Here is a 25,540-nt window from a genome sequence, read left to right on the forward strand (position 1 = left end):
ACTTCACACTGGAAGTACGAGGCTAACCTAAAGTATCACATTGATTTTTACTGGTTTTCTCCATAAGCACCATTTATTGCCCGGGATGGGCAACTCCATTTTGTCGATCCACAACAACTCGATCACGTCCGCTTTGCTTCGCTTGGTACAAGGCGGCATCAGCTCTCGCATAGAGGACATCTCCATCAAGCAACGCCAGATGGGGTGTTCCAGCAACACCTATCGAGACGTTGACCCCAATTGCGCCTCCTGTCTTGATACGGACCTGAGACGTTTTCACCGCCATACGAATCCGCTCGGCAACGACAGCGGCATCATCGGCATTGGTCCCTGAAAAGAGCACAACAAATTCTTCTCCCCCTGCCCGAGCGACAAAATCTGTTTGCCGGACAGATCGCATTAATACAGACGCAACATTCTTTAAAACAATATCGCCAACTTGATGCCCATAAGTGTCATTGATCAATTTAAAATGATCAAGGTCGAGTACCGCTAACGAAAGTGGTAAATTGTAGCGCTTGGCAGTTTCTATCTCATCATGCAATCGCTCGTGAAAGTAGCGCGCGTTGAATAGGCCAGTTAACCCGTCAATAAGCGCCAACTGACGCAATCGCTCTTCTTCAATACCAAGACGAAATGCAAAAGCCACAAAAGAGACTGTTGTCCCAAACAACATGTAGTAATAGAGATACGGATCTGCTTTAAATGCGTCCAGAGGAGAGACCCCGGAGAGGAATTGAATCAACAACCATCCCAAAGGAGCAAAAAAAGCCAGCAATGCACCCTGCAGTGCCCTAACAAATCGTCTTCCGAAAAAATCACTAAAATATTTGACTTCCATGGGGTTTTCACGACGTTATGAATTAATTTTTCTTGTTATTACCTTTTCCCTCCCTCCTGGCAAGCACACCTGTCTTCTTAGGACTTTACACTATGATCTCTTCAATTCTTTCATAATACATCCCCCTCCCCCATCTACTCTTCCCCATCCCACCCCAAAAAAAAAGCCCCCCGCGAGCGGAGGGCTGTATAACACGAACATGTCGTCGATTTCGGTTTAAGCAAAAGCCTTTTCGAAATTGGGGACGACCTGTTTTTTGCGGCTCATAACACCGTCGAGCCAGACGGAATCGCCACCGGCGGCAACACCGAAGGCTTTTTCAACAACAGCAGGATCATCGGAAACGATCAGCATTTCCGAACCTTCTTTCATGATGTCGGTCAACAGCAGGAAGACGCTGTGGCGGCCATCGGCTTTGACTTTCTTGATTTCGTCCAAGAGGCCGGCTTTAACCGGTTCCAGGATGGACAGATCCACGACTTCCAGCTGGCCGATACCGACTTTGTTGCCGGACATATCGAAATCTTTGTAATCGCGGAAAACGAGGTCGCTCATGCTGGCGCCTTCAACGGCCGATTTCACCTTGAACATTTCCATGCCAAGAGCCATCATGTCGTCGACACCGGCAATTTTGGCCAGGGCGTCGCAAGCAGCTTTATCCTGATCGGTGCAGGTGACGGACTTGAACATAACGGTGTCGGACAGGATCGCACACAGCATGATGCCAGCGATGCCTTTCGGAATTTCAATGCCGGCATAGTCGTACATCGACTTGACAACGGTGCAGGTGCAGCCAACAGGCCAAACCCACATTTCCAGCGGATTGGGGGTGGTGACATCGCCCAACTTGTGGTGGTCAACAGCTCCCAGGATTTCACCATCGGAAAGATTTTCAAGGCTCTGAGCCAAGTCGGTGTGGTCAACCAGGATGATCTGCTTGCCGGCGGCGTCAGTGACGATTTCAGGAGCAGCAACGCCGAACTTGTTCAGCACGAATTCCGATTCGGGATTCAATCCACCCTGCGCAGCGGCAACGGTGTCCAGGCCTTTGGCTTTCTTGAAGTAGTCAGCCACGGCAACAGCGGCGGCAACGGAATCGGTATCAGGATTTTTGTGTCCAACAACGTAAACTGCCATGAAGAGATCCTCCTCGCATTGTTATACTTACATTTAGGGTATGCCTAGAAAAAGTTTGTGCAATTTATCCCAATCTCGATGCTTTGCCAAGCAAATTTCACAGGCTCTTTCGAATGAAAAGCATCTTCCTCTATAAAGGCTAAGCCCAGGCCAGCGCGCCCCAGACAAAGAAAAAGCACACACAGAGGACAACGTATGCCGGTTTGTATCGAAGCCCAAGCATTGCTCCGCATGTGGAGATAAGCACAAGCGTCTCCGCAGTCATCGAGTTCCCTTTTAACGCTGCCGATGCTTCATCGAGAACAAAAAACAGAGCGATACTCAACACCGCCAACGCAACGATAAAAAAGAGGCCGTTGATGAACGCCACCCGCGCCATGGAAAACATAATAAGCCGCGCCGGGGTCAATGCTCCAGGAAGATTCTCAACCCAGGCTTGAAGCTGGTCGAAGTCTTTGTTGCTTGCATCGCGGTGAGCGGATTCGACACGCGAAAAAAGATAGGCCAGTGGCATGGCCAAGAGCATGGCTACACTTATCATTGCAGGCTGTTGCAAAGAAAACATGTCGATGAGTGCAAGAGCAGCTACCGTTGAGGCAATCGCATTAGGAGGGATAACTGTGCCAGCGGCAAAAACATCAAGCCAAAGCAACTCAAAAACACATGCGACGATGAGACTTTGCTCCAAATGCCCAAAGATGGCTCCAAAGATGTAGCCAACAAGAATTGGTCGTTCAACGATTGCTATATTAATGAGAAAACGGAATGCCGAAAAAACGGTAAAAAAAAACCAACTGTCAAAAATTGGCTGACGAGAGTCCACCACTGCCAGGAATCATTCATGCTTGACGTACCTGCACAGGATCGGTGGGAACGCACCGGTAATCGATTTTCACACCATGATCGCTAAAATATGCCAACGAGACTTCATCGTCTGGACTCAGCGCCACATGCCGACAGACCTGTCGTTTTCCCGGACCATAATGCAGATTCCCAAGGTTGATAGAACGAAAATGAAAGCCGCTTTCGTATGCTGTTTTGGCGTCCGTACAGTTTGAGAACAACACAAGAACTTCCGACGAGGAAAATCGATTCTGATGGAAAAACATCGCGGCATTGTCAACTGGCAAAAAAGCGATCTCAACACCAGTTGGTATGGCCAACGAGACAATCTCTTGTCGAATGATATCGCTTGCCATGTCGTTATTGACGACAGCAATCAACCTGGCGCGTGTAAAAGGAAGCCATGTTTCAATGACTTGGCCATGAACAAGACGATTGTCGACACGCACAAAAAACATACCTAGCCCTCAGCCACTTTTGACCTGAGAACCTCGCCCGCTACGACAATCCCCTGACAACCGGCGATTTTGGCTTCAGAGGCAAGCGTCTGCAAAGGCTTTTGCCGAGAAGTAAGAATCTTAATCAGCATGGGAAGATTAACCCCGGTCAGCACTTCGAGATTCCCCTCCCCAAGTAAGGAGAGACTTAAATTCGTTGGCGTGCCGCCAAACATATCGGTCAAGATGAGAACACCAGCACCGGTATCTGTTTCTTTGATCGCCGTTTTCATCGCCACCAGGATTTTATCGACTTCGTGTGTCATATCCACACTCACACTACGACAAGCATCCTGCGCACCGATAATGAACTCGGCAGCTTTGAGGAGTCGCGCTCCATAATCCGTATGCGTAACAATAACTACGCCAACCTGACCTGTGTCTTTTGCGGCTTCGTCCATGGCGAACCGCCTCCCTCGGGCGCCTGCTCGTTTTACCAGCTAACCCTGTTCAATATTTCGATGTTCCAGGCTTACACTGTATCCGGCTGTCTGCAGTCTGTCAAAAATTGCCTCGGCCACAGAAACCGACCGGTGGCGTCCTCCTGTACAGCCCAAAGCCAATGTCAGACGGTATCGCCCTTCCTGAGCATACATCGGTAAAAGCATCAGAAGAAAATCAGAAAGGCGCTCCAAGAAAGACATCCCAGGATCTTTTCCCAAAACAAATTCAGAAATCACTGCATCTTTTCCTGAAAATGGTCGCAATGCCTCGTCGAAATATGGATTGGGTAAAAAGCGCAAATCAAAAACAAGATCGGACTCGGAGGGAAGACCATATTTGAACCCAAAGGACATAATATGTACCTTGAGCGAAGCCTCTTTACCTTCCATGGCTGTCCACTTTTCTTGAAGACGGCGACGCAAGTCGTGAACAGAAAAATGTGTTGTGTCGAGGACAAGATCGGATGCGTCTTTGATTGACATCATTGTAAGCCGTTCTTGTTCAACAGCTTGTTCCAACCCGAGATTCCTCGACTCAAGTGGGTGAGGACGACGCGAGGAGGCATATCGACGCAATAATTCGTGGGTGGAAGCTTCCAGGAAGATAATTTGGGTTGCGTGATGGTGGCGGGCATGACGCAGAAGCGTCTTTTGAGCATCTTCACCAATATCGAGCTGGCGCATATCGAGACCAAGTGCCAGCCCTTCGTAGCGCTGCATTTTCTCAGTATCGAACAACTGCAGGAGCTCGGATAAAAATGCTGTCGGCAATCCGTCCACACAGTAGAACCCAAGATCTTCGAACACTCGAAGAGCTGTAGATTTTCCTGCCCCGGACAGGCCGGTCAGTATCACAACGGGGAGATCTTGCGCACTCACCCTCACCTCCTTTTTCCCAGGTAGATTGGAGCTGCATTCTCTTTGATCAATCAGTGCAGACAAACATGGAGATCAAAGAATCAAACGCCGCCCGTCAAGACATCCCACAAGGCGTCTTTGTCCTTCGCATTCACAAATGAGGATCGAAAAGATTCACTGGACAAGAGACGAGAAATATGGGCCAAAATTCTCAAGTGCAATCCAGCCACCGGCTCCGGTGCGAGAACCAGAAAAAAGATGAAACACGGTTTCTGATCCAAAGCATCGAAATCAAGACCTGCTAAACTCCGCCCGACGACAATGACCACCTGATCGATAGAATCAAGTTTGCCGTGAGGAATGGCGACACCGTCACCAATCCCTGTGGTGCCAAGGCTTTCGCGTTCAAGCAAAACACGGCGTGCCCGTTCCAAATCGAGATCGGGCCATCGAGTCTTGAGCGGCCCAACCAATTCCGCCAGCACTTCGCTCTTCGTCTGCGCCTTGATATCTTGAAGAAGCAGATCTTTGTCCAAAAAGTCTACCAGTTGCATCTACGCTTCCACTCCAGGGTCGATCAGGCCGAAATCTCCGCTTTTACGGCGATAAACGACATTGATACGCTCAGTTTCTGAATTGAAGAATACGAGAAATTCATACTTGAGCGTATCGAGTTGCATTGCAGCTTCATCCACGCTCATAGGCTTCGGACTATAATTATCGATCGCAACGATTTGGCGTTCGCTTTTCCCAACTTGATCGTCATCATAGCTAAAAAAATGAGTCCGGACCGACGCCAATCGCTCACCCCGACGTCTCTCCTTCAATTTCTCATTAATTTTACGAAGCTGGGCTTCCAACTTATCATGTACCAAATCCAAGGTAGCATACATGTCCTCGGACTCATGGTAGGCTGAAATATGTGTACGATCCGTCGTAAAGACAACATCGGCCATCTGACGGGTCTTTTCGACACCAAGATTAACCTGCAGGTCGGCATTGTCCGTATTAACCACATACTTATCAAGCTTTTCAAACCGCTTCGCAGCGTAATCGCGCAATTGTTCAGACGGCTCGAAATTCTTGAAGGTAAAACTGATGTTCATACATCCTCCACAAATGTCCTGCGAATTCAACTCAAGGTCAAAAAATTTGGCGACGTTTAGATGACGATGGAATATTCATGGCTGTACGATATTTTGCCACCGTCCGGCGCGCAATATTGATATTGAGCGTTTCCTTCAAAATGTCCGCAATGGCATCGTCGCTCATGGGCTTCTTGGGGTCTTCATTGGCAATAAGCTGTTTGATGGATGCTTTGACAGACTCCGAGCCAACCGAACCACCATCATCAAGGCCTAGCGCACTATTGAAGAAAAATTTCAACTCGAAAATGCCGTGTGGCGTCGCGACGTACTTGCTTGTCGTGATTCGGCTAACCGTCGATTCATGCATGCTGATGTCATCGGCAACGTCTTTCAGAATCAGAGGCCGAATTTTTCCGACGCCCTCTTCGAAAAACTCCCGTTGAAATTTCACGATGCTTTCCAACACCTTATATAACGTACGCTGTCGCTGGTAGAGACTTTTCATGAGCCACATGGCAGAACGCATTTTGTCCTGGAGGTAATCTTTATCTCCTCCGGATCGCGCATTTTCGTCATACATGGAGCTGAGTTGAAGTTTCGGCAAGCCCTCTTCGTTCAACAAAATAACAAATTCATCATCGTATTTATAGACGAAAGCGTCAGGGCTCACATAGATAGGATCGCCCGACCCAAAACTTGCGCCTGGATACGGGTCGAGTGATTGAATGATATCGAGATATTCTTTGACATCATCCATCGTTATCTTGAACTTCTTTGTGAGCGGCTTATACCGTCGCTTTTCCAGGTCTTCGAGGTGTTCGCTGACGAGTTCCAGCAGAACAGGGTCGTCATACTCCAACACTTCGAGCTGAACGAGCAGGCATTCTTTCGGACTCCGTGCAGCAACACCGATAGGATCCATACGCTGAATTCGGTGCAAAACCCGCTCTACCTCGTCTTCCGCTGCATGGGCCATATCGGCAATATCCTTGATGGTCGCCTGCAGATAGCCGGCCGAATCAAGGTTGCCCATAACGACGTCTGCGATAGCAAGCTCATGGTCGGTTAGGTTGGATAACCGTAACTGCCAGCTTAAATGCCCCTCCAGTGACGTCTTGGCCGACAATCGGGCTTCAAACGACATGCCTTCTTCGGGAGTCTCGAATTCCCGCATCGTCGCCTGTTTGCCTGTGCTGGAGAAATCGCCGAGATAATCGTCCCACTCCGCGTTCTTCAGAAGCTCTTTTTCCATCGCGCCATCTGTGGTATTGGCGTCAATGGTACGCTCGTCGCGTGCGGCTCTTTCAATCTTTTCCTCTTCGGCCGCTTCTTCCAGGAGAGGATTCTCCAACATCTCAGTCTGCACAGTCTCAAGGAGTTCCACACGTGAAAGCTGCAATAATTTGATCGCCTGCTGTAATTGCGGCGTCATAACAAGTTGCTGGGACAGCTTGAGTTGTTGTCTGAGTTCGAGTGCCATAATCCGTCTTGGTTTTCATATTCTCGCGCAGGACAGCATGCGACAACACGCGCACACCATCCTCTACGCTGGGAGAGTCTTCATAGCAAAAAAGATGCCTTGAAGCTAGTACTCCCCTTCATCAATCCTGTCGAGCCTTGAGTGATGATTATGCCGACCAGTGTCGCCACATCGGTTCCCATCGATTCTGTGCATCAAGAATGAAACGAATAGCATCTCGTACGGCGCCATCTCCTCCTCGTCGTGTCGTGATCCACGCAGCCATCTCAAGGATTTCAGGTTGTGCATTCGGAACGCTCATCGGCAGGCCGACGCGCTTGAGGATGCTCGCATCAATCCAGTCATCACCGAGAAATGCCACCTGGGAAAAGTCCAATCCTCGCTGTTCCAAAATGCCTTCAAGAATTGGTAATTTGTGAAGGTGCCCGCCGTGATATTCCGTGATGCCAAGTTCTTCCATGCGTTTGACGACCGGAGTACTCCGCAATCCACTGATAACAGCCATATCCAAGCCGGCGGCCTGAGCAATTTTAATGCCCAGACCGTCCTGCACGTTAAAGCGGCGGCCAACGGTTCCACCCTGCGAATCATAGTATACGCCACCGTCGGTCAAGACACCATCGACATCCATGACAAACAGTTTCACGCGCTTGGCTGCCAACTTTGGGTCAATCACTTTGGGTCCATCGCTCATGCCGTTGCTCCCAAGCGCACCCCAAGCTCACCACATGCATTGGCCTTACCCATGATACACCTTGGCGGCTTTGACGAAATCGCGAAACAACGGGTGTGGATTCATGGGGCGGCTTTTAAACTCCGGATGGAACTGACTGCCGACAAACCAGGGATGGTCAGCCAATTCGATGACTTCAACAAGCTCTTCGTCCGGGGACACCCCACTGAACACGATGCCTGCTTTTTCGAGTTCGTCGTAGTAGGCTTTATTAAATTCGAAACGATGCCGATGGCGTTCCGAAATTTCTTCAACGCCGTACGCTTCGTACGCCTTTGTTCCAGTTCGAACCTTGCATGGATAGGCGCCGAGCCGCATGGTTCCGCCTTTGGCCGAATCTTCGTCGCGGCGTTCCACTTTCTTTGTTCTGAAATCGTACCATTCCTTCATCAGATAAATGACCGGATCAGCACATGTCGGATTAAATTCCTCGGAATCGGCACCATCAAGCCCAAGAACATTTCTCGCATATTCAATCACAGCGCATTGCATGCCCAGGCATATGCCGAGAAAGGGGATTTTATGTTCGCGAGCATAGCGAATGGATTCAATTTTTCCACGAATACCGCGTGTCCCAAAGCCACCGGGAACCAAAATGCCATCAACACCGGTCAACTCGGCAGCCACGTTTTTCGGGTCGATTTCTTCGGAATTGACGTACTTGAGTTCCACGGCAACATCATTGGCCACACCGCCATGAACCAAAGATTCATGCAAACTTTTGTAGGCTTCTTTGAGGTCAACGTACTTCCCGACAATCCCGATGGTCACCGAGCCTTTGGGACTGGCGAGCTTGCGGGTCAACTCCATCCACGCTTTCAAATTGGCGTTCTTGGCCGGCAGGCGGAGCAAAATGGCAATCTTCTGATCGACTCCTTCAGAATAGAGATTCAATGGAACCTCATAGATATTGCCAACATCGACTGCACAGAACACAGCGTCCTGATCAACGTTACAGAACAAGGCAATCTTGGCTTTAATATCGGACGAAAGGTCGACTTCACTCCGACATATAATGATGTCGGGTTGAATACCGATGCTGCGCAGTTCTTTAACACTGTGTTGTGTCGGTTTGGTTTTTACTTCACCGGCTACTTTCAGATACGGCACAAGTGTCAGGTGGATATAGAGAACGTTTTCTTTTCCGAGTTCAGACCGCATCTGTCGAATGGCTTCCAGGAACGGCTGCCCTTCGATATCCCCAACGGTGCCGCCGATTTCGATAATAGCGACATCTTCGTCATTGGCGACCCCCAAGATGGAACGTTTAATTTCATCGGTAATGTGGGGAATCACCTGGACAGTTCCACCCAAGTAATCACCGCGGCGTTCTTTGGTGATAACCGTGTGATAAATTCTCCCCGACGTGCAGTTGTTGTTCTGGCTCATAGCCACGCTGAGGTAGCGTTCGTAATGACCCAGGTCGAGGTCGGTTTCGGCACCGTCATCGGTGACATACACTTCCCCGTGCTGGAAGGGGTTCATGGTGCCGGGGTCAACGTTGATATACGGGTCAAGTTTCTGGATGGTGACCTTCAGACCACGGGCCTCCAGCAGCGCGCCAATGGAGGCGGCAGCCAGGCCTTTCCCTAACGACGACAACACGCCGCCCGTCACAAAGATAAATTTTGTTTTCATAAAACTGTCCTTATACGGCTCGATGCACTCGGTTAATGCCCCAAGGGCCAAGGGGGGCGGTATTCGCCCGGAAATCACTCGCCAAATAACGTCCCGACCAGTCACCATCCCTGTAGCTTTGGTTGACGTGAACCGGGGGGGTCATTATGTTGCCGTCCGGTAGTCATCTAAGCGACCGGACTTTTTTTTTCAAGAAAGGAGGGGGAAATGCCCCAGGTAAAAACGGCCGTCATTACCGGATATGGCACCAATTGTGAAGCAGAATCTGCACACGCCGCCACAATTGCCGGTTCCGACGAAACGACAATCATGTATTTTTCCGACATCAAAGCCGGCCGCCATCGCCTTGATGCGTATAATTTCCTTGTATTTCCCGGTGGATTCCTCGATGGCGACGATCTGGGAGCGGCTCAGGCCGGAGCACTTCGCTGGAAGTATGCGAAAACCGAAGATGGTGCGCCACTTCTTGATCAGCTCAAAGATTTTCTTGATCGCGGCGGCATCATCCTGGGGATTTGCAACGGCTTTCAGTTGCTCGTCAAACTCGGTCTTTTGCCTGCCGTTGACAAGAACTATTTTACTCGATCGTTAACACTGTCGGCCAATGATTCAGCTCGATTCGAAGACCGCTGGGTATGGCTCCGCGCCAATCAGAATTCCCCCTGTGTCTTCACCAAAGGTGTCGACGCACTGGAATTACCTGTCCGTCATGGCGAAGGTAAAGTCATCCCGAAGGAAGATGCTGTCTTGCAAGCGCTGTGTGACAACAATCTTATTGCGCTTCAATATACGTTGCCCAACGTATCAGAACCGACACAGGAATATCCCTACAATCCGAATGGCTCACCGCTGGGTATTGCCGGATTGACCGATCCGTCAGGCCGCATCCTCGGATTGATGCCACACCCTGAAGCGTTCAATCATCCGACCAACCACCCGAACTGGACGCGCGGCGCACGGCCAACACTGGGGACGGTGCTGTTTGAAAACGGCGTCAACTATCTGCGCCAAAACGGCTAATCGATTTATAACGTGACACTCCCTCTGCCCTCCCCGCCGCCTGGCTGGACCTCCTGGGAACAGGCCATGCGTCTTGCCCTGGAGCAAGCCGAACGTGCCGGCCGTCATGACGACGTGCCGGTCGGCGCGGTCATCATCGGGGCGGGCGGAGAGCTGTTGGCCGAAGCCGGAAATGAAACCATCCGGCGCAACGACCCGACGGCCCACGCCGAAATCGTTGCCCTGCGCCGAGCGGCAACCGCCCTGTCGAACTACCGACTCACCGACACAGTCATGTGCGTCACGCTCGAACCCTGTCTGATGTGCGTGGGGGCGCTGGTGCATGCCCGCGTCAAAACGCTTATATACGGCGCAACCGACCCCAAAACCGGTGCGGCCCGCTCCAAACTGGACGGTTTCGATCTTCCCTTCCTCAATCACCGGGTCGAAGTCATTCCCGGTCTGCTCGAGGAAGAATGCTCTCAACTGATAAAAGATTTCTTTCGTCAACGACGAGCCAAGAAAAATGCTTGATTTTCCCCAAAACCTCATCTAATAATGCCCTTCCCGTTCGGGACACATCTCTCATGCGGAGAGGTAGCGAAGTCCGGCCGTAACGCGCTCGACTCGAAATCGAGTTACGGGTTAATAGCCCGTACGTGGGTTCGAATCCCACCCTCTCCGCCATATCACAATCCAAGCAAGTCCAAAAAAATCCAAAAGTCCAATAAAAACAAATAGAAATCGGAAATTGATTGTCCGATACTGTCCAGCGTGGTGTGTTGACATCCTGGGTAACGCCTGGGTAAGTTTCTGGGTAGTGCTTTCCCTACCTGGGTAACTGCTATCATTTCAACATCCCTGGAGGTCTTCCTATGGCCTTAACGGACATCGCTATCAAGAACGCAAAGCCGGGACCGAAGCCACAACGGTTGAAGGACGAACGCGGTCTTTTTCTGGAAGTGCGTCCCAATTCCTCAAAGTGGTGGGGATTTCGCTGTTTCTTTGGCGGCAAGGAAAAAATGATTTCTCTTGGTGTCTATCCTAACGTGACATTGAAAGAGGCCCGTGAACGACGTGACGAAGCTCGGAAACTTCTTGCCAACGGCATCAACCCAAGCGAGGCCCGAAAAGCAGAGAAGGCCGAAACGCAAGCAGAAGCCATAACCTTCGAGCTTGTGGCGCGTGAACGGCACGGAAAGTACAAGCCGACCGGAGTGCTTCCCATAGCCTCGATACAATTCAACGCCTCGAAAACAACATTTTCTCTTCTCTTGGGGCAAGACCTATACAAGACTTGAATGCACCTGAACTTCTGTCTGCAATCCGTTTTATCGAGGCACGAGGAGATGGGATGGACGGTGAAATACCTACATTGGAATCATTGACTTTTTTAGAATGCCTTTAAATAGTATTAGTTCCATGTATAGCGTGTCGGTTATCTCGGTCCATTCTTCTGGATCATTGAGCAACATAGCTTCAAATTTCTCACGACTCATTTTGAACGTCTTCCACGGCTTGATCGTGGAGTTGCGTTTGCGGTTCATCTTCAGGATTGCCCACGGTTTGTTTTCTTGCTTCATGACATTACTTCTGAGGAAATATATAAATTCCTTGTTTGATGAAGCCTTCCTATTGTAAGGAGCACCATACTAAGAGTGAATCAATTCGATTGACAATATTGTCGCTAGCCTACATGAACATACGCTATTGCGGCACAAACCCCAGGAGGAATCAATGTCTCACATGCGTATATTGATCTTCTTACTTTTTTTTAGTTGCGCTTTACCAGTGATCCCAACTTTGGCCGCGGAGCAAAGCACAGGCGCAGGCGCAATCCCTGATATCACGGGTGTATGGACGGGAACGTCCGACGCTGTTGTCGTGGGTAAACTCGCTCATACCGAGGAATCAAACATTCCGAAATTCCTACATGTAGACTTTACTCTCACTATTGATAAGCAGGACGGTAGGGCCTTTCACGGCTCCAAATCCTCATCAAAAGCAAAAGAACAACTGGTAGGCGTCATCGACGAGACAACAATGGATCTCTATATGGCTGACGAAGATGGAGTGTTCATCGGTTCGCTGAGGGATCAGGACACCATGATTGTCAAATACCTGGAACCGGGGAAAGCTTCTAAGGTCGCCGGTATTACCATTTTTTCCCGAAAGGAAAGTAAACCCAAGCAGTAGGCAATCCGTCACTCTCGTTAATCAGGAAAGCCCCATGTGAGTGTGCATTCCGAAGTAGTCCGCGCACGCTCACATGGCTTCTAGTAAATTTTTATACGTTTAGAATCTCAACAATTCTCAATATGGGGGGCTGTAGAACTTCCAGACTTATATCCTAGCAACCGACTGTGGACTTGAACGTGTAGTTTTACAAAAAAATTAGGGGTAATTTTTTGTTTGGGGTTGCGGTTCGCGATCAGTTTTACGAATTATAGTCAAATGTGGTGTTTGTGGTCAGGCGGCTTCCCTGCCAGATTCATCCACTTCTTCAGCCAACACTTCTTCGCCGTTGACGAATTTCGCACCAGCAATCAGTTTGTCGAGCAGTTTATATCCGCGTAATCGGCGCCAGCTTTGTTGCGCAGATTGAACCAGCTTGAAGACCATGGCCAGAATCGTATCCCGCGAAGCACAGCCCCTGGTTTTACTCGTCCGCAATCGAACGTGGCAAAGGTCGATTCAATAGGGTTAGTCGTACTTTTTGAGACATTGCGCAGCCTTGGGATATTTAGCTTCGTACTTTTTGAGAAACAAATCGAAAGCCTTATTCGCCTTCTCACGCGTTGCAGCCATCCAAACTTCATGCAAACCGGCCTTGGCTTTCTTTTGAATGGATTTGGGCAGCTTATTGAGAACATTGGCCGTTTTGTGAACCCAACAGCGTTGCTGCTTGGTTCCAGGAAAGAGTTTACGCAATGCCGCCCAAAAACCGAGGACACCGTCTGCAATAGCCAGGCTGGGAGGGATTTCCAGACCACGAGTTTTGAGATCGACGAGCAATTCGTACCAGCTTTGCTCGGATTCACGGAACCCGTCTTCCACGGCAAGAAGCTCTTTGCGACCATCCGTCGTAGCACCAATGACCACAAGCATGCATTGGCGGTCATCATCAGCCCGAATATTGAAGTACACGCCGTCAGCCCAGATGGAGATGTAATGGTGCCCCTTCAAGGAACGCTTGTTCCATTCCTTTCGCCCTGCCATTGTTGCTTCAATCGGCCGATGCTGCTTGAGGACAACCCTTGCGCTTTATATCCGAACAATGCGGCTAAAACCTCTTTAAAGTCGCCGGTGGAAATGCCGTGCAGGTACAGCAAAGGTAAAAAATCTTCGACGCTCTCCGTACGCTTCAGATACGGCGGAACAAGTTTGGAGGTGAATTTGATCCCGTTGCCAGTTCTGTCGCGAACCTTCGGCACCTCCACGGGGACCGGACCCGCTCCAGTAAGAATATCACATTCAGGAAGATAACCGTTTCGGACAACGCCCCTTTTACCGTCAGCAAGAGGCTGAGCAACACGTTCCAATAGTTCTTGAACCTCGATTTCAAGAGCTTGCGCCAAAATCTGCCTTGCTCCTTGCCGAGCCAATTCTGTCAACATATTCCGCTTTGCAGCTTGATCCTCGAAGATCGAAATACTACCCTTGCTCATAGGGGACTTACCTCCAGTTTGTCGCGGTTTCCATAGTGGATTCTCACCCGACAGGGTACGTCACCCCTCCTACCTCTTCAAACACCACTTTTGAGTATAACTCGACATGAAGCGATAATGACCATTGCCAAGAAAGTAATCTCCAACTTCTCGAACGAGTAGCGATTCGTCTGAACTCTTTGAGTTTACAAAAAAAGCGCTCTACGAGATGTCGTTCTTTGTAAATGTGCGTGTCGTATTTCCTCTCGTTGCGACGATTCTTTTTGGGAGGAATAACGGGCTTGGCATTCTGCCCGATAACGAGACTTATGAAGCTGTTGCAGTCATAGGCCTTGTCGGCGGCGAAAAATTCATCATTATCTTGCCCAATACCGACATAGAAGGCGCTCAAAGAATGGCCGAAGAAATACGAGAGGCTGTCGCCAGCATGGCGATTCCTCATGAAAAATCCACTGTCGAGAGCTATGTCACCCTCTCTCTTGGCGTGGCTTCAGCCATACCGCAAGAAAACATTCCCCCAGAAAAACTCGTGATCAAAGCTGACGAAGCGTTATACGCGGCGAAGGCGGCGGGACGAAATTGCGTCTGCAGCTGAGCTTGGCGGGAAAAAAATCAGCCTCTCACATGCCCGAGAAGCGGCCCCACATTTCGGGACCACTCCTCACAACCCTTGCAAGCATTAGCCTTTCTTGACGACCGATGTTTTGAGAAACATCGCCCCGAAGCCGGGAATCTTGCAGGAAATGTCGTGTACGCCGTCTGTGGGCTCGATCAGTTTGATGTTTTTCACCTTCGTGCCCTTCTTGATGGGGCCGGAAGCGCCTTTCACCTTCAAATCCTGCATGATGATGACCGTATCGCCATCGACTAAAACAGCGCCGTTGGCGTCCTTGTACACCTTTTCTCCCGCGTCGGCGGCTGCATCAGCAGCTTGGAACTCCAGGGCGCACTCGGGGCAAACGTACATGCTGCCGTCGTGGTACACATATTCGCAGTTGCACTGCGGACAGTTGGGTATTGTCTCCATGACTCTCTCTCATTGTTTGTGCGCTTTCATTGCAGAAAATGACTGACCGATGCTTACTGGCCAGGGACGACGCTGGGGTTGTCCCACATGGCCAGCAAGAACGTCCGGGGTGATTCACTGTTCCTGGGTAAGCGCATTTTTCCAAGCTATTCCAATCTTCAACATTTTTTTCCACGCCAATTCCTCGGCGGCAAGATACTGTGGCAACAAGCCTCTTCTCTCGTCAGCGGACCTCATATACGGCAGCCTTTTAAAAAGAAAGTGCAGATACCGCAGCGGCTCCAGACTGTTGGCCTTCGCGGTCTCGACAAGGCTGTACAAAGCCGCGCTTGCCGCAGCGCCTTTGGGCGAACCCGAAAAGAGCCAGTTTTTCCCGACCGACCGCAAAGGGACGGATGGCGTTTTCGGCCACATTGTTATCCGACAGCAAGATGCCATCTTCAACTTTGGGGGCAACGCCCCAACACACAACTTAAAATCATTTTATTTCAATGTAATAGGACATCAATATGAGGCCTCCCCTCATTTCAAAATCCAAGCAAGTCCAAAGAAATCCCCAAAGCCAACAAAAACAAATCGAAATCGGAAACTCATCGTCCGATACCGTCCTCTATGGTCCGATCAATCCGAGCCACCTTTTTGAAAAAGCGCAACAAATTCTGAGCGCAATTGAAAACAACATACTGTTGGAGATTTGACCGGACTTCACATAAAGGCTGTGTTTGCATCTGGAGCTGCATCGACTCCAATGCCATGATCTTCACTTGTGCGAAGGTGAACATTTCCCCAAAGCTTTCGTCGAGGATTGTAGGCGTTCATGTGCAAGGAGACGGTTCGTGAACCGCCCCTTGCATTGCATTCTTTGTGTATCTCTTATCGCAGAGGAGTCACAATCAATGTCTCCGCGTCATCATACCGCGCGAGGCAACGGATCTGTTCGTGGTGACGTGAAGATAGATTTGCTCTATCTTATCGGGGCTCACAATACGGCATATCATCATGCCGTCTTCATCCACCATGTAGGCGGACTGGTTGTCAAAGCCGATGACACCCGAAAGTTTTTCCGTTCTCTTCTTGGAGGCTTTCGTACCCGAAAACTTGAATCCTTCCTGTTTATCGATCGTTATTACAACATCCAGGCTGGAAAAACCTGTGTCGTCCATGTGTCGTTTCGCCTGCTCCTCTTCCGTGTTGTTTTGGATCGCCGCTTCGTATGTCAAATCCCACGTGCCCTTCAAATCCGGAACAGCGGTATCGGCAAAGGCAGGAATCGTCAGGATTGCAGTACACAGCAGTGTTGTCGCAAGAACCAGAATACGCATGGTCTCCCCCTATGAAAAGTTAAACATTTTCCCCCATGAGGCCCTGAGCGACTGGCCAAACGGATATCGCGCACACAGGGCATATCCCCTCGTCCTTTCTTTCCACCCTACAGCGCATGATCACTCGACGCGGCAGAGGCCTGAAGATCCAGAGTAATAAATAATATGCCGTAGGTCCCCACTTTTGTCAAAAATACATCACTCTTATTCTCTCAGCATCACGGTACAAAGCTTCGATTTCGCATCTTTCAGACTTATGAGTGAATTGCATTCACTCCACATTCACTGCACTGGAGCTGGTTCAGTACAATGTATGAGAGAAATCAACGCATTATGTTTTTTTTCAAGCGTTACGACCATTCATATCCATACAATAACGACGCTTTTCAAGCAGTCCGCCTGACGCATTTCCATCGGTGACATCAAGTTCGAGAGGAATAGGCAACAATTATCAAGAAATATGCATTTATACCTTACAATGAGCTGAGTCTTTTTCAATAAACAACTATATTAATATTACAAAGAAAGAGGAGAAGATTTGGAATTCCGTATTGATTTACTTTTTGATCGATGATCTGCGTCAAATCAAATGAGTAGACTTGAAAACTAGACAGCGAATCTCCTCTATTATATTCTTTGACTTGAGCATTTTGGCACTCCATCCCATTGAACTAATTTATAAAATTCGGCAAAAATGCAGCATAAAAATAACGTCAAAGTGGCAGGATGCCCTGAATAGGAATAAACACGGATTAAGAATATGACGAAGTCTGAAGCATCACTGGGGTTACTCTTTCCTGGCCAAGGGGCTCATGGCCCAACAATGCTCAATTCTGTTGCAAATTATAACAAGCTTAATGAATTTTCTGAACCAATCTTGAAAGAACTTGATGCCAAATCCCTTGCAGATATTGTTTCCGATCCCAAACAAATCAACCAGAATAAAACAAGCAGTTTATTAACTGTTCTCGTCAGTGCATTAATGTTGGAGATGTGGAGAACATCAGAAAAATCAGAATTTACCTACTCTGCGGGATACAGTGTTGGACAATGGACGGCAATATATGCGGCTGGTGGCGTATCGTATCAACAATTAATAAGAATTGTTGCAAAACGATCTGAGTTTATGAACCAATGTATAGAAAAAACACCAAGTGGCATGATGGCTGTTATTGGTGTTCCAGAAATTCTTGTAGAAGAATTTTGCGAGTCAATAAGAAAAGAAGGACATTTTATTACAATAAGTAATTACAACTGTGCAAGACAATATAGTTTAGCTGGCACATTGGAAGCTATTGAAATCGCGCTAGAGAAAATCCAAGATTTATCACCGAAAAAAGTCGTACAATTGCCTGTCAGCGGGGGGTGGCACTGCTCTATTCTCAACGAAGCCAGCACCCAATTTTTCGAATATCTCAGACAAGAACCAATCGATACATTCACGACTCCAGTACTAGACAATGTCACGGGAGAGTTTCTCCCCACTGATGAAAACCTTCTGAAAAAGACACTTGCGAAACAAATTAGCACCCCCGTACAATGGGAAAAATGTATTCAGCATTTGATAGAAAATGGATGTAATGAATTTATTGAAATAGGTTACGGACAAATACTGACGATGTTCGGTCTATTCATTAATAGACATATCCGCAATATATCGTATTCAATGCAATTAGAAAAAAGATAAATTATTACGATGTATCATCAAGAACATTCGCAATTATTTTTTAAATCATAGCTCTGTAGAAATATCACAATACTCATACGACAAGATGCAATATCCTTAAAAGTATTTAGCATCTCTCTTTGGAATCCATAAAGTAGCATAACAGGAGTTTCTGTTGGCAAAGACGTACGACAATACCGAGCCCCTTGTTATTGAAGGGGGGAAGAAAAGATTTCACAAAAATTTATCAGCTTCAACTCCCGTACCAGAAGCTGCAATCCAAAAAGTTGTAGAGATCCTAAAATCTGGAGAACTTTTTCGATACGGATGCAATGCTCCCATTGAGTCCGAAGCCGCCCTCCTTGAAAGAGACTTCGCACACTATATAGGGACAAAATATGCCCTTGCCGTCAACTCATGCTCTAGTGCTCTTTTTATTTCACTCTTGAGTGCAGGCCTACAACCAGGCGATAAAGTCCTTGTTCCAGGATTTACATTTACCGCTGTTCCAAGCAGTATCACCCACGCCGGAGGCCAACCTGTTTTGGTTGAGTGCAATTCAAACTATACGATTAATCTGAAAGACCTTCGTCGTAAAATGTCGTGTGGCGCAAAATACATTGTACTTTCTCATATGAGAGGTCACATTTCTGATATGGACACTGTTATTACGTTATGTCGTAAGAACAATATATGTCTCATTGAAGATGCGGCCCACAGCCTTGGAGCAAAATATAACGACCAGCCCATTGGAACTTTTGGCCTTACTGGTTGCTTCAGCTTTCAGTCGCACAAAATGATCAACGCGGGTGAAGGTGGCATGCTTATTACAAATGATGACGAAATTATTGCAAAAGCAATTTTGTATTCTGGTTCTTATGAAAAATCCTATAAAAAACACTTTATCGGCAGTAACATCATCTCTCAATTCGAAAAGAAAATTCCAAGCTACAACTTGAGAATATCCAATGTTACCGCTGCAATAGCACGAGCTCAAATTCCATTAATTGATGATAATGGGAGAAAATACAATAAAAATTACAAAATTCTTTACAATATAATTCGGCACTCTGACTATATCGAATTACCCGAAACATCTTCTACTGTATATAAAATACACGATTCAGCACAGTTTAACCTTGTTGGACTTTCAAAAGAAAAAATAAGCCGGTTTGTCGAATTAATGAAGATGCAAAACATTGACATCTCCGTTTTTGGCATCGAAGAAAATAATGCACGATGCTATTGGAACTGGAAATATATCCGAGAAAACCATGATTTACCAAACACAAAATGTATGCTCATTGTCGCATGTGACTTGAAACTTCCTTTGTATCTTGAAGAAAATGATATGGTCATCATTGGCGAAACAATTCTACAAGTCCTAGACTACATCTCAAAAAAGTAAAAACAGCATGAGTTATCCGTGCATACCACCTATTTCTTCCATAGCAACAAAAAAATGAACATTAATTTATTCTCTCCAACAATACCATTGTGCACAACCTATATCCAGACATTTAATATCAAATTTAATTAAACTAAAACCATGCATTCTACAGATTTTCCATCGCAAAAATTGAATAATTTAAAGAAAACAACGTACCCACATGCAACATGTCATATAAATGCTTTTCAATAGTCCTACACAGAATCTTTCACGAGAATTCTATCGCGAACAAAATATTTTTTAAAAGAAATAGATTTTGTCTATGACAACCAAACACAATTGACAAAATTTCTTTTTTTAGCAAAATTTTTTTTGAACACCTACTGTTCCTATCGACACTGCGCATATTTTGAGGAATCAAATCGAAGTTAGGCGAAGCATAAAGTGGAACATTGTGACGCAGATACATGATGACATCAAAAAAGATCGCGCAGACCTGAAACCTGACTTCATGGCTGTTCTTATGAAGGAAGCAGCAGATGTTCGGGGGTTGCCAAATCTTTACCGAAAATTCGAAGAAATAAAGATTCAATTACGTTTTGAGGCCAATAAAAAAACGTATTATTACGCCGATGGCGTTCTTCTTGAAGCTATTAATGACAGATGGGGCAAAATTGGCCGCAATATTAACCATAAAGCGAGCACACTCACTGGTGATAAATTCGGGACGAAGACGCATCTCAAAGAATTTGGATTCAGCGTTCCTGAGGGGCGTTTTTTTCGACGCCGCCACATAGATAGAGCCATCAATGCTTTTAATTCATTTCGCAAGCCTGTCTGTGTAAAGCCCAATAGAGGATCTCTGGGGAAGAATGTTTTTCCATCAATTTATACCAGCCAATGGTATGAGTACGCACTCCATCACGTTGCGAAAGTAAAACCCAATATTTTGGTTAAAGAATGTGTAACAGGTGATCATTTCCGCTTCTTTTATATTTCACCTCAAATTGCAGGAATACGACAAGGAATACCTTTTCACGTGATTGGAGATGGAATTACGACCATTCAAGATCTCCTTGAAACAAAAAATGCAGAAAGGTGCAAAAGGAATCTCCCCACGCATCCTCCGTTTGAAATGGATCAACAGTCCCTAGATTTCCTTGCAATGCAAAATCTGAACACGGAAGATATCCCCCCAATTGGGCAAAAGGTCTTTCTGTACGGAGCTTCCAATGGGACGGCTGGTGCTGACACCATTTTGCTCGATAAAGAAGAAGTTCACCCCAGTTACTGCGCCATTGTCGAACAGGCCTGCAAGAGTATTCCTGGGGTGTATTTTGCGGGGGTGGATATCATCATTCGGGATAGGAAACAGCCGGCGTCCCAAGAGAATCACTGGATCCTCGAACTGAATATGAATCCTTCGCTGACAGCTTTTTATTACCTTTGGAAGGGCTATGTCGTAGACATTGCTGGATTAATTCTGGATTTTCTGGCAGAAGGGCATGATTTTTCATGATTTTATAGCCTGGAAGATCATATCGTATAACAATTTCAAGAGGGCTACAAAGGCCCTATAGAATAGGAGGGTGATAGGTTCGCTATGTCTACAGATATGAGTTCTCTCAAACAATGGATAAAAAATTACTTGGCCGTGTTGATCGATGAACCCATCGAAAAAATCGATACGAATGATCCTCTGTCTTCATTTGATATGGACTCAGTGGACGCTGTCATTATGGGAACAAAATTAGAAGAAGAATTTGGAATTACTATCCATCCAGAGATGTTTTTAGATGTAGCAGCCTCAATCAAAGAACTCTGTGAACGTATTCTTCAAATAGATTATTCAGACTCGAACCATAAAGAAGAAAAAGTCTCTTAACACACCGGAGCATGCAAGAGATGGACGCATTTCGACGCTGGGCTCACATTCCCGAAAAGATGTTTGATGTCGATCTCCACCAAGATGAACAGGTCGAATTTGAAGGGGTGTTATCATTAATACGGAACATGCGTGACCAATCTTCAGTGAATAAGGCACTTTCACATGATGAACTCTTAGTGTTTAATAGATTTGGGGAAAAAAAACCAATTTTTTGGTGTTTCAACAATTGGGCTGAACCCTACCTCTTCGCGTATCAACTTGATGAAAACCAACCGCTGATAGCCGCGCAATCTCCCCATGGTGTTGAGAAAAGTTGGGTAAAAAAAGCTCGGTACACCGAGCCACTTGCAAAGCGCTATCTTGAGAGCGCTACGCAGTTGTTTAATAGACAGGATTTCATTTACTGTGGAAATTGTCAGGGCGCACCAGTCGTGGAGTCAATGTGTATCCAACTCTCTCGTCAATGCGGGATATTCCCGCAATTGATCACAATCGATTATATAGCCAAACGGAGATACCAAGGCCCCATACTCATGCTTTTCGGAAGCGAGAGCCCTTTCAATCCATTCAACTATGAGAGAGACCCGCTCCCATACTGGAAAAAAAGACTTAAATCGTTCCAATGGAAACATCTTCATGGGCCTCATGGCACCTACCTTAAAGAACCAACGATTGTCCTATTAAAAGAAATAGTATCAGCACATATCTAGTTCGATCGTTGTTATAAAACACTCTCGTCCAAACGAACTCATCAACACTTATACAATCGCTGAACCATAAATTTGAGGAAACCTCATGCCTACTCCTCGTATTGGCTACGTATCGTTTCGAACAGATATACAAAAAGCCATGCCCCCTATGCGCCTTCGCGCCTTACATGCAGAGGCTATCCTCCACGGTGCTAGAATTGAACTCCTGGACTGGTCAGACTTTCGTGAAGACAGTGACAAAATTTTAGTGTGGACATGGAGTCCCAGCGGTTGGCAAAGTGAGCGGAAATATCTCTCAGATATAACAGTAATTGTTGGTAGCCCTGTCAATGAACAACAACGCCGACTCATCGAATGGATAAAAGCAACGCGTCCTTATATTTATGACATTGGTATTAATAAACTCAAGCTCGCTGCCCTGCTACACAGCACCCAATATGAGCGTTACCTCATTCCTGATGCCCAGATCCCCAAGGAAGAGAGCGGAGAATTTATTGCAAACTTCCTCACAAAGTATGGCAGCTCCGTTATTAAGCGAAGTAATGCGAACAAAGGAGTTGGCCTGCTTTTTGTATTGAAGGAACAGTCTGGCTGGCGGATAAGCGACAAGAAAAATATTATTTTTACACTTACAGAAATTGTCAATGAAATCATGAGCCGCATAAAAGGGCGTCTCGCGTATAGAGATTTCGTGATTCAAAAATATATAAAATCAACAGCAACTGATGGTCGTGCAGCAGATATTCGCGCACATGTGCAGCGTGGTTATGACCAAACCTGGGGTATCACGCGAGTCTATGTACGCTTGGCTGAAGTCGGCTCACTGGCAACCAATATCAGCCTTGGAGGATACCAAGGTCCGTTGATGAAGTACCTTGAACTTAGAAAAAACAGATCGGCCTCTGAGATAGAAGCAGAAATACAGCAAGCAGCCCTTGAAATAGCCGAGATTCAAAGCGCGACATCGCCACACCCTTTATCTGAACTGGGGCTCGACTTTTTGTTGGATGATGAAGATAAAATCTGGTTGGTAGAAACCAATACCCACCCCCAGTCTTCTTTGCATGAACATGAAAGAGCTATAGATACAGTAAATTATGCCTTAGCACTGGCAGGACTCAAATCCAATATCAGTGTAGAGAAATGAACATTTGTCCTTTCTCATTGGCATACAAGAGTATTGGGGACACTCCCCTGTTTTCTGGACGAGGGACTACGGACAAGATGTTCTCCTCCACCGTCTTCGAACATTGGAGGGGGACCTAAAAACTTGACGTCAACCTCTTCAACTAGGTACAATTACTACAATTCAGTCTTTATAATTTGGAGACAGCAGCGTCTGGAGCCCACGAAACGAGACTTCCAGCTATCTTCTGAACAGAGGCAACATGCGTTAGACTTCACTGCAGAAAAGTCAAGTGACTCGCTCTAGCTCAACAACTAAGAAGTAACAGATTCAACATGAGCACTTCCCAAAAAGAAAATTTTACTCCTGGCCCCAATACAGTCGTGATGAAGGCAGCAGCAGATGCTCGGAATATAGTAAATTTTTACAAAAAATACAAAAAAGACAGAAGAACTTGGTTACATTTCGAAATTAATCAAAAACAATATTGTTATGCCAACGGTATGCTCTTAGAAGCTGGGGTTGATAAATGGGGCAGAATTGGTCTCAATATTAACCATGAAGCATCCGTACTTGTTGGCGATAAATTTGGAACGAAGACCCATCTCAAAGAGCGAGGTTTCAGTGTCCCTCGTGGTCTTTTTTTTAGACGCCGCCACATTGACGAGGCTATCAATGCTTTTGACTCATTTCGTAAGCCTATCTGCGTGAAGCCCAATAAAGGTGCTGAAGGACGAGGTGTTTTCCCATCTATCTATGAACAACAATGGTATGAATACGCCCTTCGTCAAGTTGCGGAAACAGAACCTAATATTCTGGTTGAAGAAAGTGTAACGGGTGATCATTTCCGTTTCTTTTATATTAAGCCCCAAATTGTAGGCATACGACAAGGCGTTCCTCTTCACGTCATTGGAAATGGTGTTTCTTCCATCAAAGATCTTTTTGCGGCAAAAAACGCAAAAAGGCGTGAGAGGAATCTGCCTTTTCATCCGCCATACAAAATGAACCAGCGGATTATTGATTTTCTTGCTATGCAGAACCTCACGTTAGACGATATTCTTCCTCTCGAACAAAGAATCTTTCTCCTTGGAACCTCCAATGGAGGAAAATCAGGTGCCGACACAATTTTGCTTGATAAAGAAGAAGTACACTCAAGTTACTGTAAAATCATTGAACAAGCCTGCCAAAGTGTCCCCGGATTGTATGTATCAGGTGTAGATCTCATAATCCAAGACATAAAACAGCCAGCCCAAAAAGAAAATCATTGGATACTGGAGATGAATACAAGCCCTGCAGTTACGGGCTTTTATTACCCTTGGGAAGGCAAGGTCGTAGATGTTGCAGGTTTAATTCTGGATTACTTGGCAGAACAACATGTTTTTTCATGAGTTGTTAAAATTGAAAAAAATCACAACCTGAGTGCAATCAAAAAAGATTTATGCAGCTCAAGGAAAAAATTGGGTATGACTATCAATCTGGACTCACTCAAGGATTGGATAACAAATTATCTCGCCATTTTAGTTGGTGAACCAATTGAAACAATCGATGTCAATAAACAGCTCTTGTACTTTGATCTTGACGCAGTTGACGCAGGCGTAATGGGGAAAAAATTATCAGCAACATTCGGGATTGCGATTGATCCCGAGATTTTTTTAAATAAAGACGCCTCAATTGAAACTATATGTGCAGGCATTTTTGATTTATACTCATCATCCAACCCCACCCCTCTCAAGAATTGGATAAAAGATTATTTAGCAAATTTGATTGGGGAGCCTGCCGAAACAATCGATACAACAAACCCCCTCTCTTACTTTGATCTTGATTCAATTGATGCTGTCGTTATGGCAACAAAATTATCTGACGAATTTGGAATCGATATTCACCCAGAAACCTTTTTGGCCGAAGAGATCTCAATTGATAAGATAAGCAAACGTATTTTCAATAGATATTTATTGCGCCAAAATTCCGCGAATCAGTAAACATCAAGGGGGAACAAAAGATCGAACGTTACAGCACAAAACTTTAGCAGATGACGCCCCTTAATTGTAATAGTCCAGAAAAATAAACATATTTATCGATATTTCAACGATGAAAATCCCCCGCTTCTTGGCATCCCTGTAAACAAAAGAATACCGTGCTAAATTGCGCAGTCCCTTCATAACTTGAAATCTCATGGTGAAAAACCA

The 25,540-nt window shown here is 46.5% G+C and carries 29 protein-coding genes, 1 tRNA gene and 2 pseudogenes; 15 read left to right on the forward strand and 17 right to left on the reverse strand.

Going from position 1 to position 25,540, the window contains the following annotated elements; all coding sequences use genetic code 11:
• Positions 1 to 73 precede the first annotated feature (73 nt).
• The 11 genes from G451_RS29725 to G451_RS0115475 all read right to left on the reverse strand — a co-directional run bounded on the left by G451_RS29725 (position 74) and on the right by G451_RS0115475 (position 9,558).
• Positions 74 to 841: a GGDEF domain-containing protein gene (locus G451_RS29725; protein ID WP_051261552.1), complete on the reverse strand. Its 768-nt coding sequence runs from the start codon at positions 839 to 841 to the stop codon at positions 74 to 76.
• Positions 842 to 1,057: 216 nt separating this feature from the next.
• Complete coding sequence (locus tag G451_RS0115430; RefSeq protein WP_027184962.1) at positions 1,058 to 1,978, reverse strand: manganese-dependent inorganic pyrophosphatase; 921 nt, start codon at positions 1,976 to 1,978, stop codon at positions 1,058 to 1,060.
• A gap of 139 nt (positions 1,979 to 2,117) precedes the next feature.
• Positions 2,118 to 2,804 (reverse strand): PTS sugar transporter subunit IIC, encoded by a 687-nt coding sequence (locus tag G451_RS29730; protein ID WP_051261553.1) that lies wholly within the window; start codon positions 2,802 to 2,804, stop codon positions 2,118 to 2,120.
• Positions 2,805 to 2,817: 13 nt separating this feature from the next.
• Positions 2,818 to 3,279: a PTS sugar transporter subunit IIB gene (locus tag G451_RS0115440; protein ID WP_027184963.1), complete on the reverse strand. Its 462-nt coding sequence runs from the start codon at positions 3,277 to 3,279 to the stop codon at positions 2,818 to 2,820.
• Between the two features lie 2 nt (positions 3,280 to 3,281).
• On the reverse strand, positions 3,282 to 3,719 hold the full coding sequence (locus tag G451_RS0115445) for a PTS sugar transporter subunit IIA (protein WP_027184964.1): 438 nt from the start codon (positions 3,717 to 3,719) through the stop codon (positions 3,282 to 3,284).
• A 39-nt stretch (positions 3,720 to 3,758) separates the two neighbouring features.
• Complete coding sequence (gene rapZ / locus G451_RS0115450) at positions 3,759 to 4,646, reverse strand: RNase adapter RapZ (RefSeq protein ID WP_027184965.1); 888 nt, start codon at positions 4,644 to 4,646, stop codon at positions 3,759 to 3,761.
• A gap of 74 nt (positions 4,647 to 4,720) precedes the next feature.
• A complete protein-coding gene (locus G451_RS0115455; RefSeq protein WP_027184966.1) occupies positions 4,721 to 5,173 on the reverse strand; it encodes a PTS sugar transporter subunit IIA in 453 nt (150 codons plus the stop codon).
• Positions 5,174 to 5,725: a ribosome hibernation-promoting factor, HPF/YfiA family gene (hpf, locus tag G451_RS0115460; RefSeq protein ID WP_027184967.1), complete on the reverse strand. Its 552-nt coding sequence runs from the start codon at positions 5,723 to 5,725 to the stop codon at positions 5,174 to 5,176. It abuts the gene before it with no gap.
• 37 nt (positions 5,726 to 5,762) lie between these two features.
• The gene (gene rpoN / locus G451_RS0115465) at positions 5,763 to 7,187 is read right to left on the reverse strand and encodes an RNA polymerase factor sigma-54 (protein ID WP_027184968.1); all 1,425 of its coding nucleotides are present in this window, start codon (positions 7,185 to 7,187) and stop codon (positions 5,763 to 5,765) included.
• 148 nt (positions 7,188 to 7,335) lie between these two features.
• On the reverse strand, positions 7,336 to 7,881 hold the full coding sequence (locus G451_RS0115470) for a KdsC family phosphatase (protein ID WP_051261554.1): 546 nt from the start codon (positions 7,879 to 7,881) through the stop codon (positions 7,336 to 7,338).
• A 45-nt stretch (positions 7,882 to 7,926) separates the two neighbouring features.
• Positions 7,927 to 9,558: a CTP synthase gene (locus G451_RS0115475; protein WP_027184970.1), complete on the reverse strand. Its 1,632-nt coding sequence runs from the start codon at positions 9,556 to 9,558 to the stop codon at positions 7,927 to 7,929.
• A 207-nt stretch (positions 9,559 to 9,765) separates the two neighbouring features.
• Here G451_RS0115475 and G451_RS0115480 point away from each other — a divergent pair, with 207 nt between their 5' ends.
• From G451_RS0115480 to G451_RS35360, 5 genes are all read left to right on the forward strand, one after another.
• A complete protein-coding gene (locus G451_RS0115480) occupies positions 9,766 to 10,578 on the forward strand; it encodes a phosphoribosylformylglycinamidine synthase subunit PurQ (RefSeq protein WP_027184971.1) in 813 nt (270 codons plus the stop codon).
• Between the two features lie 12 nt (positions 10,579 to 10,590).
• Positions 10,591 to 11,091, forward strand: a complete 501-nt coding sequence (gene tadA / locus G451_RS0115485) for a tRNA adenosine(34) deaminase TadA (RefSeq protein ID WP_342663765.1) — start codon at positions 10,591 to 10,593, stop codon at positions 11,089 to 11,091.
• 57 nt (positions 11,092 to 11,148) lie between these two features.
• Positions 11,149 to 11,244: transfer RNA gene (locus G451_RS0115490), tRNA-Ser, on the forward strand.
• A 188-nt stretch (positions 11,245 to 11,432) separates the two neighbouring features.
• Positions 11,433 to 11,858, forward strand: coding sequence for an Arm DNA-binding domain-containing protein (locus G451_RS0115495; protein ID WP_027184973.1), 426 nt, complete (start codon positions 11,433 to 11,435; stop codon positions 11,856 to 11,858).
• The gene (locus G451_RS35360; RefSeq protein ID WP_425387507.1) at positions 11,819 to 11,965 is read left to right on the forward strand and encodes a hypothetical protein; all 147 of its coding nucleotides are present in this window, start codon (positions 11,819 to 11,821) and stop codon (positions 11,963 to 11,965) included. The genes G451_RS0115495 and G451_RS35360 overlap by 40 nt, the downstream gene beginning before the upstream one ends.
• Here the strand turns inward: G451_RS35360 and G451_RS0115500 are convergent.
• The gene (locus G451_RS0115500; protein WP_027184974.1) at positions 11,928 to 12,140 is read right to left on the reverse strand and encodes a hypothetical protein; all 213 of its coding nucleotides are present in this window, start codon (positions 12,138 to 12,140) and stop codon (positions 11,928 to 11,930) included. The genes G451_RS35360 and G451_RS0115500 overlap by 38 nt on opposite strands.
• Positions 12,141 to 12,294: 154 nt before the next feature.
• Between G451_RS0115500 and G451_RS0115505 the strand changes: the two genes are divergently transcribed.
• On the forward strand, positions 12,295 to 12,753 hold the full coding sequence (locus G451_RS0115505; protein WP_027184975.1) for a hypothetical protein: 459 nt from the start codon (positions 12,295 to 12,297) through the stop codon (positions 12,751 to 12,753).
• A 273-nt stretch (positions 12,754 to 13,026) separates the two neighbouring features.
• On the opposite strand, the pseudogene G451_RS33710 reads toward G451_RS0115505, so the two are convergent.
• Positions 13,027 to 14,225: pseudogene (locus G451_RS33710) on the reverse strand (IS256 family transposase).
• Between the two features lie 43 nt (positions 14,226 to 14,268).
• Positions 14,269 to 14,535 (reverse strand): hypothetical protein, encoded by a 267-nt coding sequence (locus G451_RS35365; protein ID WP_425387508.1) that lies wholly within the window; start codon positions 14,533 to 14,535, stop codon positions 14,269 to 14,271.
• On the opposite strand from G451_RS35365, the gene G451_RS34585 reads away from it, so the two are divergent.
• The gene (locus G451_RS34585) at positions 14,434 to 14,820 is read left to right on the forward strand and encodes a diguanylate cyclase domain-containing protein (protein ID WP_051261556.1); all 387 of its coding nucleotides are present in this window, start codon (positions 14,434 to 14,436) and stop codon (positions 14,818 to 14,820) included. The genes G451_RS35365 and G451_RS34585 overlap by 102 nt on opposite strands.
• Before the next feature lie 84 nt (positions 14,821 to 14,904).
• Here the strand turns inward: G451_RS34585 and G451_RS0115520 are convergent, their stop codons facing one another.
• From G451_RS0115520 to G451_RS32925, 3 genes and pseudogenes are all read right to left on the reverse strand, one after another.
• Positions 14,905 to 15,252 carry a zinc ribbon domain-containing protein YjdM gene (locus G451_RS0115520; RefSeq protein ID WP_027184977.1) on the reverse strand — a complete coding sequence of 116 codons (348 nt, stop codon included), beginning with the start codon at positions 15,250 to 15,252 and terminating at the stop codon, positions 14,905 to 14,907.
• A 114-nt stretch (positions 15,253 to 15,366) separates the two neighbouring features.
• A pseudogene (locus G451_RS35025) lies at positions 15,367 to 15,670 on the reverse strand (transposase domain-containing protein); the annotation flags it as partial.
• A gap of 475 nt (positions 15,671 to 16,145) precedes the next feature.
• Positions 16,146 to 16,574 (reverse strand): hypothetical protein, encoded by a 429-nt coding sequence (locus G451_RS32925; protein WP_027184980.1) that lies wholly within the window; start codon positions 16,572 to 16,574, stop codon positions 16,146 to 16,148.
• 760 nt (positions 16,575 to 17,334) lie between these two features.
• Here G451_RS32925 and G451_RS0115550 point away from each other — a divergent pair.
• The 8 genes from G451_RS0115550 to G451_RS32930 all read left to right on the forward strand — a co-directional run bounded on the left by G451_RS0115550 (position 17,335) and on the right by G451_RS32930 (position 25,333).
• A complete protein-coding gene (locus G451_RS0115550) occupies positions 17,335 to 18,261 on the forward strand; it encodes an ACP S-malonyltransferase (protein ID WP_027184981.1) in 927 nt (308 codons plus the stop codon).
• A 154-nt stretch (positions 18,262 to 18,415) separates the two neighbouring features.
• Positions 18,416 to 19,648 carry a DegT/DnrJ/EryC1/StrS family aminotransferase gene (locus G451_RS0115555; protein WP_051261557.1) on the forward strand — a complete coding sequence of 411 codons (1,233 nt, stop codon included), beginning with the start codon at positions 18,416 to 18,418 and terminating at the stop codon, positions 19,646 to 19,648.
• Positions 19,649 to 20,141: 493 nt separating this feature from the next.
• The gene (locus G451_RS0115560; protein ID WP_156921673.1) at positions 20,142 to 21,149 is read left to right on the forward strand and encodes a hypothetical protein; all 1,008 of its coding nucleotides are present in this window, start codon (positions 20,142 to 20,144) and stop codon (positions 21,147 to 21,149) included.
• Between the two features lie 84 nt (positions 21,150 to 21,233).
• Positions 21,234 to 21,515: an acyl carrier protein gene (locus G451_RS0115565; RefSeq protein ID WP_027184984.1), complete on the forward strand. Its 282-nt coding sequence runs from the start codon at positions 21,234 to 21,236 to the stop codon at positions 21,513 to 21,515.
• Positions 21,516 to 21,535: 20 nt separating this feature from the next.
• Positions 21,536 to 22,228: a hypothetical protein gene (locus G451_RS0115570; protein WP_027184985.1), complete on the forward strand. Its 693-nt coding sequence runs from the start codon at positions 21,536 to 21,538 to the stop codon at positions 22,226 to 22,228.
• Between the two features lie 85 nt (positions 22,229 to 22,313).
• Positions 22,314 to 23,375, forward strand: coding sequence for a YheC/YheD family protein (locus G451_RS0115575; protein ID WP_027184986.1), 1,062 nt, complete (start codon positions 22,314 to 22,316; stop codon positions 23,373 to 23,375).
• 314 nt (positions 23,376 to 23,689) lie between these two features.
• Positions 23,690 to 24,742 carry a hypothetical protein gene (locus G451_RS0115580; RefSeq protein WP_027184987.1) on the forward strand — a complete coding sequence of 351 codons (1,053 nt, stop codon included), beginning with the start codon at positions 23,690 to 23,692 and terminating at the stop codon, positions 24,740 to 24,742.
• 75 nt (positions 24,743 to 24,817) lie between these two features.
• The gene (locus G451_RS32930; protein WP_051261558.1) at positions 24,818 to 25,333 is read left to right on the forward strand and encodes an acyl carrier protein; all 516 of its coding nucleotides are present in this window, start codon (positions 24,818 to 24,820) and stop codon (positions 25,331 to 25,333) included.
• Positions 25,334 to 25,540 lie beyond the last annotated feature (207 nt).

This window comes from Desulfovibrio inopinatus DSM 10711, from assembly GCF_000429305.1.
GTDB lineage: Bacteria > Desulfobacterota > Desulfovibrionia > Desulfovibrionales > Desulfovibrionaceae > Alteridesulfovibrio > Alteridesulfovibrio inopinatus.